Here is a 13,962-nt window from a genome sequence, read left to right on the forward strand (position 1 = left end):
TAAATGTCCAAGGAATACAAAGTACTTACAACTCAAGTTTTTGCTCATGGTGAATACTCAATCGTCCCTATTAGGGATCAAGATCGGTACGATATCATGCAGTGGAGAAATGAACAGATTTATCATTTACGTCAAGCCGAACCTTTGACTAAGGAGCGGCAGGATGCCTATTTTGACAATGTAATAAGTAGTCTTTTTGAGCAAGAGAAGCCTCATCAAATTTTATTTTCCTTTCTAAAGAAGGGTGAATGTATTGGATATGGAGGCTTGGTCCACATCAATTGGCAAGACAAACATGCTGAAATTTCATTTATCATGAATACTGAGCTTGAAGAAAACTTCTTTGTGTCGAATTGGAAAATGTTTTTGACTTTAATCGAATCAGTTGCCTTCAGGGAATTGAATTTGAACAAAATAGTGACTTATGCTTTTGACTTGAGGCCACAAATTTATACGATTTTTGAACAATGTGGATTCAAAGAGGAGGCTAGGCTTAAAGAACATGTTTTCTATAATGGTCATTTTATAAATGTTGTCATTCATGGAAAATTAAATAAAAATTGATTTTATGGATATTGAGTTAATAAAACTTTCATTGGATGATATTGAGCAAGTTAGGGCCTGGAGGAACAGCCCAAATGTTGCCCCCTATATGTATAATGAGAGGGAGATTTCTCCCAGTGATCAACGCAATTGGTTTAATAGTATTAATGAAGAAAAATCGCGCTATTGGCTCATATCCTATAATGAAAAGAAAATAGGCCTAGCAAGTGTTACCGGTATAGATCATACTTTACAGAGTTGTTATTGGGCTTTTTATCTAGGAGATAGCGCTGTACGTGGCGCAGGTATTGGAGCTAAAGTAGAGTATAATGTGCTTGAGTATGTGTTCAATGAACTTAAGTTGAACAAGCTGAGGTGTGAAGTTTTTGTTGACAATGACAAGGTGATTAAAATGCACGAAAAGTTCGGTTTTAGAAGAGAAGCCTATTACCGAGAGCATTGTGTAAAGGCGGGTAAGAAGTTGGATGTAGTTGGCCTAGCCATTCTGAAGTCAGAATGGGATCGATTGAAGTCATTTCAAAAAAAGGCGATATATGGAGAATAAGGTTACTGTAAATACCGTGTTTGAGTATGGGTTTTCGTTTAATCAGACAGATGTCGAAAATTTTGCAAAGGCATCTGGAGACTTTAATCCTATCCATCTCGATGCAGAATACGCAAAAGACACCATTTTTGGGCGGACAATTATCCACGGCTTTCTAAGCGGAAGTATGTTCTCAAAAGTATTTGGTACTATCTTTCCAGGGCATGGTACGATTTATTTAAATCAGAGCTTAAATTTCTTTAAGCCAATGTATACGGCAGAAGAATACATGGCGGTCTTTACAGTGAAGGAAGTTTACATTGAGAAACGCAGGGCATTAATTACCACAGAAATATTTGATAGCCATAAACAAGTTACAATTTCTGGAGAAGCATTGATACAGCACAATGATATTGTATAACCACATCATAGATAACCAATCACCTGTTTTTATAATAGCGGAACTTTCAGCTAATCATAACGGGAGTTTAGTAACAGCTATTGAAACAATTCGTGCTGCTAAAAGGGCCGGAGCGGATGCTATTAAGCTCCAAACCTATACTGCAGATACAATAACCATTGATTCCGATAAAGATGACTTTGTTATAAAAGATACTATATGGGGAGGTAGAAAGCTCTATGACCTCTATAAAGAAGCTTATACTCCTTGGGAATGGCACAAGCAGCTTTTCGAAGTAGCTGAAATGGAAGGGTTGGTTTGCTTTTCATCTCCATTTGATAAAACAGCAGTTGATTTTTTAGAAAAATTGGATGTTCCTGCCTATAAGATTGCTTCTTTTGAGATCACGGATATTCCATTAATTGAATATGTTGCCTCGAAAGGCAAACCTGTAATTATATCCACTGGAATATCAGAGCAAGCTGACATCGAATTAGCACTAGATGCCTGTCGAAGAATGGGAAATAATGATATTGCGTTATTGAAGTGTACTTCTAGCTATCCTGCACCGATCAATGAAGCGAATATGATAATGGTAAAAGATTTGGCGGAGCGCTATGGAGTGATTTCTGGTCTTTCGGATCATACCATGGGGGTTACAGTACCTATAGTAGCTACCTGTTTTGGTGCTAAAATCATTGAAAAACATTTCATCCTCGATCGATCAATTGGCGGCCCAGATGCATCTTTTTCTATGAATGAAGAAGAGTTTACGACCATGGTAAAATCAGTTAGAGAGGCCGAAACGGCCATTGGCAAGGTAGATTATACGTTAACCGAAAAGCAGCATAAGGGAAAGGAATTTTGTAGGTCACTTTATGCGGTGAAGGACATTAAGTCTGGAGACATAATTACCGAAGAAAATGTAAGAAGCATCAGGCCGGGTTTTGGCTTGCACCCTAAATACTTAAATAAGATTTTAGGTACAAAAATTATGGCCGATGTTGATAGGGGCGAGGCCCTTAGTCTAGATATGTTTGACTTTATCTCTTAATCATTCACTTGTTCAAATGTCTATTGTTTTAATTCCGGGCGGTATACCTTTAACCACTAAAGTACATGACCTGCTCTCTGCAGATGATTTAGTATTTATAGATAATTGGTTCTATTCTGACTGGTCAAATAAAGGACAATTCAAGCTGAGGAATAAGGATGTGCTGTATAATGAAATGAAGTTACCTAAGGTCAATCAGGTTAGGTCAACTGGTAGTTTCAATTATGAAGAGATGCTACTGTTTGTCTTTAACGATTATAACCTTTGGCATATCCTTGAGCGAAAGGATAATTTTGAAAGCCTTTATGACTCAGATGTTTTAGTGGAAAGGCTGGCCGTTTTCGCCTTATCTATTCTCAAGCAAGATAAAATTGACAGGGTGATTATTTTTGAAACACCACATGCTCCATTCGACTATGTTTTTTGTAGAGTGGCCGAATTTTTAAAAATAGAAGTGAATGTAATTAAACAATCTGCAATTCCTTGGCGGAGCTTGATTACAAAAGGTATTCAAGGTAATGAACCTATTAAGTTGCCATTTCATGGGGCTGACTCCAATGATAGAGCACTACTAAAGGATTATCTTCACACCAAAACCACAACCTATGAAAGCGCAATACCGACTTATGAAAAAGAGAGGTATGATAAGTTCAATGGGAAAATATGGAGTTGGAAAGTAGAACTGAATAAGGTTCTATCAAATAGAGATAAAAGCATCCCCATTTCTTTTCTTGAATCTAGATCAAAGTATAAGTCATACAGGCGATACGTTGAACAGGAAGTAGCCTATGATTTTAACAAAAGAAACGTAGTATTCTTTCTTCATTACCAACCTGAAAGAACCACTTTACCCGAAGGAGGTATTTTTAATCAGCAAATTCTTGCAATACAACAGCTGAGGCAGATTTTGCCGAACGATATTACTATTTATGTGAAAGAGCACCCTTCCACATACAGAAACTTTTTCAAGTATAAAACACGGACTAAAAAGTTCTATGAGACGATTAGCGCTTTGGCGAATATTAAACTTGTTTCAATGGAAACAAACACTTTTGAGTTAATAGACTATTCGTTATTTGTGGCAACCATTACGGGCACCGTTGCCATAGAAGCGGCATGCAGAGGCCGAGTGGCAGTTTATTTTGGTAATTCAGTATACCAGAATCTTCCAGGTACTATTCATTTTAATGAATTATTAGGAAGTTCTTCATTAATGGAAGAGATTATCAATCAAAAGCACGATTTTGAGTTTTCTGAAGTGGAAGAATACTTTCACGAATTGCTTGATTACAGTGCTGGTGACTTAAGTAATGATAAAGATTATTATTCGGGTAAGGATTACTATAACTCAGCCGCCAGTTGTCTAGCTTATTTGTTGCTCGATAGATAAAAATAAATATTGATTAATGTCCATTCATATATGACGGAAAACGAACCGTTTTTTTCAATTGTGACTTCCGTATATAATCGGTCACACAGCATAATACGAACTTTAGAATCAATTAGAATTCAACAGAATATTACCTATGAGGTGATCTTGGTTGACGATTGCTCAAGTGATGATAGTGTTGATGTAATACGTAATTATATTTTGGAATATGAGCTTCCTTGGCAGGTGGTAACTTCTGATATTAATCGTGGCTACCTTACGGCAGTCAATAAGGGGGTAAGCTTCTGTAAGGGAGCTTTTGTAATCCCAATGGATTCGGATGACTATTTTCCGAATCCAGATACTTGCCATGAGATGATGAAAATTATTCAATCTCAGCCAAACCAAGAGCTATTCATGTTTAGGTGTATAACGGAAGACGGAGATAAATTATCAAACAATCCAGAATTCAACGGGGTGTTGTCTTTTAAGGATTATTTTTCAAGAAAGGTGCGTGGTGAGTACTTGCCAGTTCCAAGACTGAAATCCTTTAGGGAATCACCGTTTAATGAAAAATTGAGACTAGGCTCGGGCTTGACATGGAGGAGAATCACTGAAAGGGCTGGTTCAGTGTTTATAAGCTCATTTGTGGCAAGGGTCTATGACAATACTGGAGAAGATCGGTTGAGTCAACCGGGTAAGGCATATTTGGAGAACACACTCAAATATTGCTTGACTGATTTGAGAACGAACCTCCATAACTATCTGAAATACGATATCAGGAGAGGATTTAAACTCTTAAAAAAGATTGTTAGCCTAAAAAGGCAACTGTTGAAGCTAAGCGCAAATAATGGTGATTAGGTTAGATTTCATTGTCGTTTAGTGAAAAATGAAAATAGCAGAATGAATGAGTTTTAGCCAAGAAATAATACAAGGGAAGCGTTTTGAGTTTGGGAAGAACTGGAACTCATTTCTAAAGACATTGGATGATAAGCGAATAGAAGTAGCGATAGATTCATTGAAAGAAATGCTAGAGGTTGAAGATTTGGCTGGGAAGAAATTTCTTGACATTGGTAGCGGAAGTGGCCTTTTTTCTTTAGCGGCTAAAAAACTAGGAGCTGAAGTGTACTCTTTCGACTTTGATACGGATTCTGTTGGCTGTACAAAATATTTAAGGGATACTTATTTCCCTGAATCGAATTGGATAGTAGAAGAAGGTTCTGTTTTGGATGATGGTTATATTAAATCCCTTGGACAGTTCGATATCGTATATTCTTGGGGTGTATTACACCATACTGGACAGATGTATAAGGCGCTTGATAATGCTGCTCTTCCTGTTAAGGATGGAGGTAAACTCTTTATTGCCATTTACAATGATGAAGGAGCTAAATCCAAGGTTTGGAAGAAGTTAAAAAGACTATATGTTAAATCCACAGCTGGAAAGTACCTAACGATCATGTTATATACGCCTTATTACTTAATGAAGAACTTCCTCATGGATATTCTCTATTTAAGAAAGCCTCCATTGGCCAGGTATAAAGAATTTAAGAAGAAGAGAGGGATGTCATGGAAGCACGATTTAGTGGATTGGCTAGGCGGGTATCCATTTGAAGTAGCGAATATTCCTGCGATATTCAATTTTTATAAAGAGAGAGGCTTTATATTGAATATGGTTACAGCCAAGAAAGGCAAGGGCTGCAATCAATTTGTTTTCACAAAAGAGGGCCTTAATAAATAGGCGCAAAAGCCATTTTATGTGCGGTATTGCCGGCTTTATAGATTTTTCTCATAACTCTTCAAAGGAGCAGTTAGTGAAAATGACGAATACCTTGACGCATCGAGGGCCCGATGCTAGTGGTTATGAGTATGCTCAGAATGAAATCTATCAATTAGGCCTTGGGCATAGAAGGCTCTCAATACTAGATTTGAGTAAAAATGGGCACCAACCGATGTATTCAACGGATGGCCAGTATGCAATTGTATACAATGGAGAAGTGTACAATTTTTCTGAAATTCGGTCGTGGCTACAGGCTAAAGGGTACCAGTTTAAATCAAATTCGGATACAGAAGTAATCCTCTATGCGCTAATTGAAGAAGGCACTAAGGCCATCGATAGGTTTATAGGGATGTTTGCCATTGCTTTTGTGGATAATGTAAAGCAAGAGTTGTTTCTAATTAGAGATAAGGTAGGTGTTAAACCACTTTTTTATTCTTGGGATGGTAAAACCCTACTGTTTGCGTCAGAAACTAGGGCTTTTCACAATCATCCGAGCTTCAAAAAGAGCCTTAATCTACGGTCAATTGCTAGTTACTTAGATTTTGATTATATCAAAGGAGGGGGATCTGTCTTTGAATCTGTCAACTCGGTAAAACCAGGGCACTACGTTAAGCTCGATTTGACTTCAAAGGACATAAATGAATATGAATACTGGTCTATTGATGGCTTTTTTCAAGAAGAAAATCAGTCGGCCGATCTAACTAAAGCCATTGATGATTTGGATGATCTTTTGGTGGATGCATGCAAATTAAGAATGGTTTCAGATGTGCCTGTTGGTGTTTTTCTGAGTGGAGGGCTAGATAGTACAACTGTAGCAGCGATTCTTCAGAAACATCATTCCTCTACCATTTCTACCTTTACAATTGGTTTTGATGAGAAAGAATTTAATGAGGCAGAAAAGGCGAAAGCCATAGCCAAATATTTAGGTACCGACCATCATGAACTGTATTGTTCTGAAAATGAGTTGCTTGATATATTTCCTCGTCTTCCAGAAATATATGATGAGCCTTTTGCCGATAAATCGGCAATCCCAACTACTCTGGTAAGTGAATTTGCAAGAAAGCACGTTACAGTAGCCCTTTCTGCAGATGGGGGCGATGAGGTGTTTGCAGGCTATAATAAATATTCAAACGTTCTTGATAGCTATGCTCAACTTGTTGGGCAGAGTGAATTTTTTAGGCGTGGAAAAAAAGGAACCTATAAATTGCTCCACGCGCTGGCCTCTTCTTTATCGGGATTGCAATCAAAGGTGGCGTTAAAGGCCTTTTCCGAGCTCAAGTATTTAAACCAGTTTCCAGATGTTGTAGAGATGATGATTTCTAGCACTCGAAATTTCGGAAAGAGAGATTTGGAGAAACTGTTATCGACATACAAAGAAATCCATGCAAGAAATAACGTAATTCTGAATAGAGACCATTTGACTCAAATTCAAGCTTACGATTACAAGGATTACCTACCCGATGATATTCTAATCAAGTTGGATAGAGCAGCGATGAGTGTGAGTCTTGAAGGACGTGAGCCTTTGTTGGACCATAGAATTGCAGAATTTTCCGCTAGGTTACCCAGTGATTTCAAAATAAGAAACGGGGTTAAGAAATACATATTAGCCGAAGTGAATGCCAAATATATTCCACGTAACCTTACTGAAGGGCCTAAGAAGGGCTTTGCTATTCCTAAGAAAAAATGGATGCAAACGCACTTAAAAGACCATGTCATGACTTACCTAAGTGATGATGAGATCAAAGACTCGGGAGTTTTTGATTTGAACTATGTTCGCGGATTAAGAAAGCAATATGAAAAGGGCTATTCGAACAATAGAGTTTGGAACATAATGCTCTTTCAAATGTGGCATGAACGATGGATGAAGTGAACGGATTCAAATAAATGAAAGTCGTAGTTATCAATGCCCATTATACTCACACCTTGGGTGGCTCAGAAATACAGTGTCATCAAATCGCTTATGGGCTAACTGAATTGGGTATTGATTTAACCTATTTGGCAGTAGGTGGATATGATTATTCTATAGATTTGCCCTATAAAGTTATCGCTGTAGAAAAGAATTCAAAATCAATCGCTCAAGTTTGTAAGGAGCTTCAAACGGATGTGATTTATTGGCGATTCAATAAGAACTTGCTTGCTTCTGTTATTAATGAGATCAAGCCATTTAATATTCGACTAATTTTTTCTGTAAGCCATATTCATGATTTAAAGCCTTTTGCTTATAAACCTATTCCTAACCTGAGTGTTTTTGATCGCTTGAAAAGAAGGTTAGGACATTTAGTTAAGGGTATTGAATTTCAAAGGGCCTTTAAGAAAATTGATGGGGTCGTTTGTAATAACGAGGAACATTTGGATCGCATCGCTCATACTAATAAAATCTATATTCCTAACTCTCCTTTTTTAGAGTTTGAAGAATTTTCATGGCCCAAACCTTATGTTGTTTGGGTTGGGAATATCAAGGCCCATAAACACCCAGAGTTATTCATTGATTTAGCTAAATCGTTTGAGCGGCAGGGAGTTGATTTCTTAATGGTGGGAGATATTCAGCAACAGGCATATGAATATCTAAACACATCCAAAGAACTACCTGGTAATTTTTATTATCTAGGGCCAAAGAGAATATTTGAGACGAATGGAGTTATTAGATCTTCATTGTTTTTGATACATACCTGTGAGCCTGAGGGGTTTCCCAATGTGTTTTTGCAAGCTTGGAGTTTTAAAAAGCCTGTGGTTTCCGCTTTTTTCGATCCTGGATCAATGATAGAAAAACATGATGTAGGTAGAATTTCTAACAACCTTAGCAAGCTCTACACCGATGTAGAACAGTTGATTAAAGATCAACAATTACGTAATGAAATAGGGTTACGGGCACGTGATTTAATTGATAGGGAATTTATTAGAACGAGTAACGTAAAGAAGCTTCTAGGATTTATAAAGCAAAGCCAGCACTCTTAGAATAATGAAAATTACCTACCTATCAGATTCAGCAATACCTTCAAAAAGAGCAAATAGTGTTCATGTAATGCATATGTGCAATGCATTCCGGGAGTTGGGGCATGAAGTTACCCTTTTCGGGCTTAATGGGGATCATACCACTTTAGAAGAAACAATGAGTTGGTATGGGGTTTCTGGTTTTGATATTGAGCTTACATCGCTAAGAATCCCGAAGCTTACACTTTGGTTACACGCGAATAATATGTTACATGCTGTGAAGAAGATACAACCTGATTTGATTTTCGGAAGGTCACTATTCGGTTGTTACTTATTGGCTAAGAATGGTTATAAGGTGTTTCTTGAAACGCACGACCCACTAAATACCCTTACAAAACAACAAGTAAAAATCTTCAATTGGCTTTTGAAATCACCTAATTTGATTGGGCTTGTAGTGATCAGTGAGGCTTTGAAGAAAATCATACTGAGTCAAACAACACTCATAAATGAGGATCGAATTCTTGTGGCCCATGATGGAGCTACTTTACAAAAAATTAATAATGAAGCGTTAGAATCTTACGCATGGCCGACTCCAGTGAATGGAAGATTACAAATTGGTTATGTTGGTACAATCTCTAAAGGCCGGGGAATTGAATTGATTATTTCTCTTGCTGAGAAATTTGATGATTTGGATTTTCATATCATTGGAGGAAGAAAAGAAGACCTGCTAGCGATAGGCTTACAAGAGGTTGGCGAATTGAATAACGTCTTTTTTCATGGTTTTGTCTCTCCTAGAGAAGCGGCATTAGCCAGAAAAAAATGTGATATTCTGTTAGCACCTTATCAAGAGGATGTCACGTTAAGAAGTGGGAAGAATACCGCTAAGTATATGTCTCCATTAAAGGTTTTTGAATATATGGAGGCTGGTAAAGCCATCATAGCCTCTGATTTACCGGTATTGAGGGAAGTGTTAGTGAATATGGACAATAGCATTTTATGTAAGCCCTCAGAAATAGGGGCCTGGGAGAAATCTATATCTCTTTTAGTCAACAATGAAAAGTTACGATTAGAGCTTGGCTCAAAAGCCCAAACCCATTTGCTTAACAGCTATTCTTGGAAGAGAAGGGCAGAGCGAGTTAATTTATTTATAAGCGAAAAAAGTAGTTCCCTTAAATAAAGTCAGATTTACCAAATAAAAATTATTTCAGCATGAAGTTGCTAATGAATCTTTACAGGCACATACTCATTTTCGGGAAGTCAGGGTTTCTCGTCTTTTGGAGAGTTAAAAATAAGCACACAAATGATATTAAAATATCCAAGGTTAGAACCCCGATAAGCTTGAGAAGCGGAACAAGTGATATCCCCTTGTTTTACGAAATATTTTGGAAAAATGAGTATGATTTTAGCTTACCCTTTGAGCCAGTGAATGTAATTGATGCAGGTGCCAATATAGGTTTGGCAGCACTCTTTTTTGCTAATAAATACCCCAACACCAAGATAATTTCGATTGAGCCTGAGAAATCTAATTTTGATTTGATGCGGACGAATATAAATGATTATCCAAATATTATTCCGCTAAGGAAAGGTCTTTCAAACTTGAGTAATCAAAAAATTAAAGTTTATGAAAGTGATAAAGGTAAATGGGGATTTACTACGGGATCAGTTTCAGAGTCTTTACACGAGGAAGATGAGCGAGTTATATCGACAATTTCAATTGATGATATAATGGCAATGTATAATCTAGCTTATCTAGACATTGTTAAGGTTGATATTGAAGGAGCCGAAAAAGAATTATTTGAATCGAATTATGAAAACTGGTTATCCAAGACTCGTTGCCTAGTTATAGAGTTACATGATAGGCTACAGCTGGGTTGTTCAAAGAATTTCTTCAATGCCATAGGCCGCTATAATTTTAGTCTTTCACAGAAGGGCGAGAATTTAATTTTACTAAATCAAGATTTGCTTTAGTAAAAACTCTAATCGTAATTATTTAGATATTAGATAAATTTAGAATCTCACTCAAATATAGTATCTACTGTATTGAGTGTGGTTTTGAATTTGAGTAAAGATAATTTCCAACAATGAACGTAGCCATAATCACTGCCCGTGCGGGCAGTAAATCCATCATCAATAAGAATATTTTAGAAGTAAGGGGTAAACCCCTGATCTACTACCCAATCAAAGCATCGCTAGATGCACTCAAAATTGACAAAGTTTTTGTGTCAACCGATGGCGAAGGCATAGCTGAGGCCGCAGAGAAATATGGTGCTACCGTCATTCCTCGTCCAGATGAGTTAGGGGGCGATAGTATTAATCATGGCGAGGTGATCAAGCATGCAGTGGAATGGGTTGATGAACGTTATGAAAACCTTGAAAATGTGGTTCTACTGCTTGGGAATACGGTGTATATAGATGGGAGTATTATTGATAAATGCCTCCAAAAACTTGATGATGAAAAGAGTCTGGATTCTTGTATGACTGTTTGGGAAGCACAGGATGATCACCCTTTTCGAGCAATGGAAATCACTGAAAATGGATTGTTAAGACCTTATGGCGGAGTGGAGCGTAATGTATCTACAGAAAGGCAGTCTTATCAAAAAGCCTATTATTACGACCAAGGAGTATGGGCTTTCAGGAAATATACAGTCCAAAGCCATGATGGACCTAATCCGTGGTGGTGGATGGGTAAGAAATCAGCTCCTATTATTCGTACCTGGGTTACGGGTCGCGATATCCACACTTATTTCGATGTGGGGATTAGTGAATGGTGGCTGGAAGGATTAGATAAAATAAAAGAAGTACTGAGTAAATCTTCTGAAGATGGTTTATAGAATACTAACAACAACTTCTTCTTTCGGTAAAGTAGATCCAGCTCCTTTGGCCTTACTCAAAGCAAAGGGTTTTGAGGTAACCGTTAACCCGTATGGCAAAAAACTGTCGGTAGAAGAATCAATAGGAATACTGAAAGACTATGATGGTTTAATAGCCGGCACAGAATCGCTCAATGAAGAGGTGCTGAATGCTGCTGCTAACTTAAAATATCTATGTCGGTTAGGGGCAGGTATGGATAATGTAGATTTCAGTGCAGCTGAAAGACTTAATATCACTGTTGAAAATACACCAAGTGCCCATGTAGATGGTGTGGCAGAGCTTACCCTAGGAGGTGTTCTATCTTGCCTAAGAAGTATTGCTAATGCCCACACGAATATCACAAACGGTATTTGGGAAAAACCAATGGGCAGCTTGTTGAAAGGAAAAACTGTCGGTATTATTGGTTTAGGGAGAGTCGGTTGTCGCCTTGTTGAGTTACTGGCTCCTTTCAAAGTAAATGTTTTGGCTTTCGATTTATACGAAAATATTGAGTTTGCTAAAAAACAAAATGTGACCTATGTTGCAATAGATGAATTGATCAGCGCATCAGATATCATCACTATTCATACTCCTTTTTCTCCAGAGGCCAAGCACATGATCAATGCCGAGTTTTTTACTAAAGCGAAGAGGAACCTATGTTTGGTAAACGCATCACGTGGTGGCTTGGTAAATGAGGATGCATTACTTGAGTTTTTGAATTCAAATACCACAGCTTCTGCTTATCTTGATACTTTCGAAGAAGAGCCATATAAAGGCCCTTTAAGTAAAATGAAAAACTGTACACTCACTCCTCATATTGGCTCTTACGCAAGTGAAGTAAGAATTAACATGGAAATGGAAGCTGCACAAAACGTGATTAAATTCTTTAAAAAATAATGAGCAAAGTTTTAGTAACAGGAGGGTCAGGGTTTTTAGGTAGCCACATTGCTGATGCGCTTTCTGATTTCGGGCATGAGGTTACTCTTTTTGATCAGGTAGAATCACCCTTTTTGCGAAAGGATCAGCGTTTCATCCATGGCGATGTTCGCGATGCTGAAAAGCTTATAGAGCAACTTTCAGGTTTTGATTATGTATATCATTTAGCTGCGCTAGCTGATTTGAATGCTGCCAAAAATCGTCCTTTAGATACAGTCTCCATTAATATTCAAGGCACAGTGAATATGCTTGAGGCCTGTAGAATCAATAAAGTCAAGCGGTTTATTTTTGGTTCTACAGTATATGTATATAGTCGCGAAGGTAGCTTTTACCGGTGCAGCAAGCAGGCCTGCGAGAACTATGTTGAGGAATATTTTAATCAGTGCGGTTTAGAATATACGATTCTCAGGTATGGTAGCCTTTATGGGCCCAGGGCTGATATGACGAACGGAGTTTACCGTTTGCTGAAAAATTTCATGGATCAAAATGAAATGGAACATAGTGGTAAGTCAAATGATAAGCGTGATTACATTCATGTCTATGATGCTGCCAGATTAAGTGCTTCAATTCTAGACCCACAGTACGTCAATAAAAATTTAGTATTGACAGGAAATGATAAATTAGAGATTGCTGATTTGTATAAAATGTTCAGTGAAATTTTGGGCAAAGAAGTAAAAATTAGATTCTTGGGTGATGAAGGCACTACTAACGGACATTACAATATTACGCCTTACGCTTATACACCTAAAATCGGGCATAAGCTGGTTTCTAATGAATATGTAGACATGGGCCAAGGGCTTATTCAAGTTATTGAAGAGATTGATTCAACTCACTAATTATATCTGGTAGTAATAGTTCTATTGTTCTCCCTCATTCAAACAGGTATTCCTTTTAATGATAATAAAACCAATTTCATATACTGAATTAAGAAATTACAAATGCATGTTCTTCGATTTTGACGGTGTCGTGTTAGAATCAGGGAATATAAAAACCGATGCTTTTGTGGAACTATATTCCGGAAGCGGAATTGAAGAACAAGTAAGAGAACATCATTTAGCACATCAGGGGGTTGTACGCTACGAGAAGTTTAAATGGATTTCAGAAAACTTGTTAAAACAGGAACATACTGAAGAAATGGGGCTTGAATTAGGGAATAGATTTTCTGAACTGGTAAAAGGCAAAGTATTGGCAGCACCATTTGTTCCTGGTTTTCGTGAAATGATCACCTTTATTCGACAACAAAATATTTATTGTGTGGTAGCTTCTGGTACCCCTCAAGAAGAATTAAGGGAGATTATAATAAACAGAAAACTAAGCCCGTTCTTTGACGAAGTTTATGGCAGCCCGAGGGAAAAAGCTGAAATTACACTTGAAGTAATGCAAAGGAAGCAGTTTAGAAAAGAAGATTGTCTCTTCTTTGGTGATGCCAGCACCGATCACCAAGCAGCTGAACAAACTAATGTCGATTTCTTTGCCAGGTTAACTCCCGAACTTTCTGATTATTGGGAAAATGCACCATATAAATATGGAGCGCTTGACTTCTCAAAAATGCAATAGT

General features: G+C 37.5%; 15 protein-coding genes. All 15 read left to right on the forward strand.

Features of this window, described 5'->3' with window-relative positions:
* The first annotated feature begins 3 nt into the window (after positions 1-3).
* The 15 genes from AWN68_RS04660 (at position 4) to AWN68_RS04730 (ending at position 13,961) form a co-directional block, all read left to right on the forward strand.
* Complete coding sequence (locus AWN68_RS04660; RefSeq protein ID WP_068412120.1) at positions 4-564, forward strand: GNAT family N-acetyltransferase; 561 nt, start codon at positions 4-6, stop codon at positions 562-564.
* A 4-nt stretch (positions 565-568) separates the two neighbouring features.
* Positions 569-1,108, forward strand: coding sequence for a UDP-4-amino-4,6-dideoxy-N-acetyl-beta-L-altrosamine N-acetyltransferase (pseH, locus tag AWN68_RS04665; RefSeq protein ID WP_068412124.1), 540 nt, complete (start codon positions 569-571; stop codon positions 1,106-1,108).
* Positions 1,098-1,508 (forward strand): MaoC family dehydratase, encoded by a 411-nt coding sequence (locus tag AWN68_RS04670; RefSeq protein WP_068412126.1) that lies wholly within the window; start codon positions 1,098-1,100, stop codon positions 1,506-1,508. Before pseH ends, AWN68_RS04670 begins: the two co-directional genes overlap by 11 nt.
* On the forward strand, positions 1,495-2,541 hold the full coding sequence (pseI, locus tag AWN68_RS04675; RefSeq protein ID WP_068412128.1) for a pseudaminic acid synthase: 1,047 nt from the start codon (positions 1,495-1,497) through the stop codon (positions 2,539-2,541). The genes AWN68_RS04670 and pseI overlap by 14 nt, the downstream gene beginning before the upstream one ends.
* 16 nt (positions 2,542-2,557) lie before the next feature.
* The gene (locus AWN68_RS04680) at positions 2,558-3,931 is read left to right on the forward strand and encodes a capsular polysaccharide export protein, LipB/KpsS family (RefSeq protein WP_068412130.1); all 1,374 of its coding nucleotides are present in this window, start codon (positions 2,558-2,560) and stop codon (positions 3,929-3,931) included.
* Between the two features lie 30 nt (positions 3,932-3,961).
* Positions 3,962-4,771, forward strand: a complete 810-nt coding sequence (locus AWN68_RS04685; protein WP_068412131.1) for a glycosyltransferase family 2 protein — start codon at positions 3,962-3,964, stop codon at positions 4,769-4,771.
* Positions 4,772-4,817: 46 nt separating this feature from the next.
* Positions 4,818-5,648 carry a class I SAM-dependent methyltransferase gene (locus AWN68_RS04690; protein ID WP_068412134.1) on the forward strand — a complete coding sequence of 277 codons (831 nt, stop codon included), beginning with the start codon at positions 4,818-4,820 and terminating at the stop codon, positions 5,646-5,648.
* Positions 5,649-5,664: 16 nt separating this feature from the next.
* Positions 5,665-7,557 carry an asparagine synthase (glutamine-hydrolyzing) gene (gene asnB, locus AWN68_RS04695; RefSeq protein WP_068412137.1) on the forward strand — a complete coding sequence of 631 codons (1,893 nt, stop codon included), beginning with the start codon at positions 5,665-5,667 and terminating at the stop codon, positions 7,555-7,557.
* Between the two features lie 14 nt (positions 7,558-7,571).
* Positions 7,572-8,642, forward strand: a complete 1,071-nt coding sequence (locus AWN68_RS04700) for a glycosyltransferase family 4 protein (protein WP_068412139.1) — start codon at positions 7,572-7,574, stop codon at positions 8,640-8,642.
* 4 nt (positions 8,643-8,646) lie between these two features.
* A complete protein-coding gene (locus AWN68_RS04705) occupies positions 8,647-9,795 on the forward strand; it encodes a glycosyltransferase family 4 protein (RefSeq protein ID WP_068412143.1) in 1,149 nt (382 codons plus the stop codon).
* Between the two features lie 161 nt (positions 9,796-9,956).
* Positions 9,957-10,586, forward strand: coding sequence for an FkbM family methyltransferase (locus tag AWN68_RS04710; RefSeq protein ID WP_157716085.1), 630 nt, complete (start codon positions 9,957-9,959; stop codon positions 10,584-10,586).
* A gap of 113 nt (positions 10,587-10,699) precedes the next feature.
* Positions 10,700-11,449, forward strand: coding sequence for an acylneuraminate cytidylyltransferase family protein (locus AWN68_RS04715; RefSeq protein WP_068412149.1), 750 nt, complete (start codon positions 10,700-10,702; stop codon positions 11,447-11,449).
* Entirely contained in the window at positions 11,439-12,365 is a 927-nt protein-coding gene (locus AWN68_RS04720; protein ID WP_068412150.1) for a phosphoglycerate dehydrogenase, read from the forward strand. The genes AWN68_RS04715 and AWN68_RS04720 overlap by 11 nt, the downstream gene beginning before the upstream one ends.
* A complete protein-coding gene (locus AWN68_RS04725; protein ID WP_068412151.1) occupies positions 12,365-13,240 on the forward strand; it encodes an NAD-dependent epimerase/dehydratase family protein in 876 nt (291 codons plus the stop codon). The genes AWN68_RS04720 and AWN68_RS04725 overlap by 1 nt, the downstream gene beginning before the upstream one ends.
* Positions 13,241-13,298: 58 nt before the next feature.
* Entirely contained in the window at positions 13,299-13,961 is a 663-nt protein-coding gene (locus AWN68_RS04730) for an HAD family hydrolase (protein ID WP_084362766.1), read from the forward strand.
* Position 13,962 lies beyond the last annotated feature (1 nt).

It is taken from the genome of Roseivirga echinicomitans, assembly GCF_001592935.1.
Taxonomy (GTDB): Bacteria; Bacteroidota; Bacteroidia; order Cytophagales; family Cyclobacteriaceae; genus Roseivirga; species Roseivirga echinicomitans.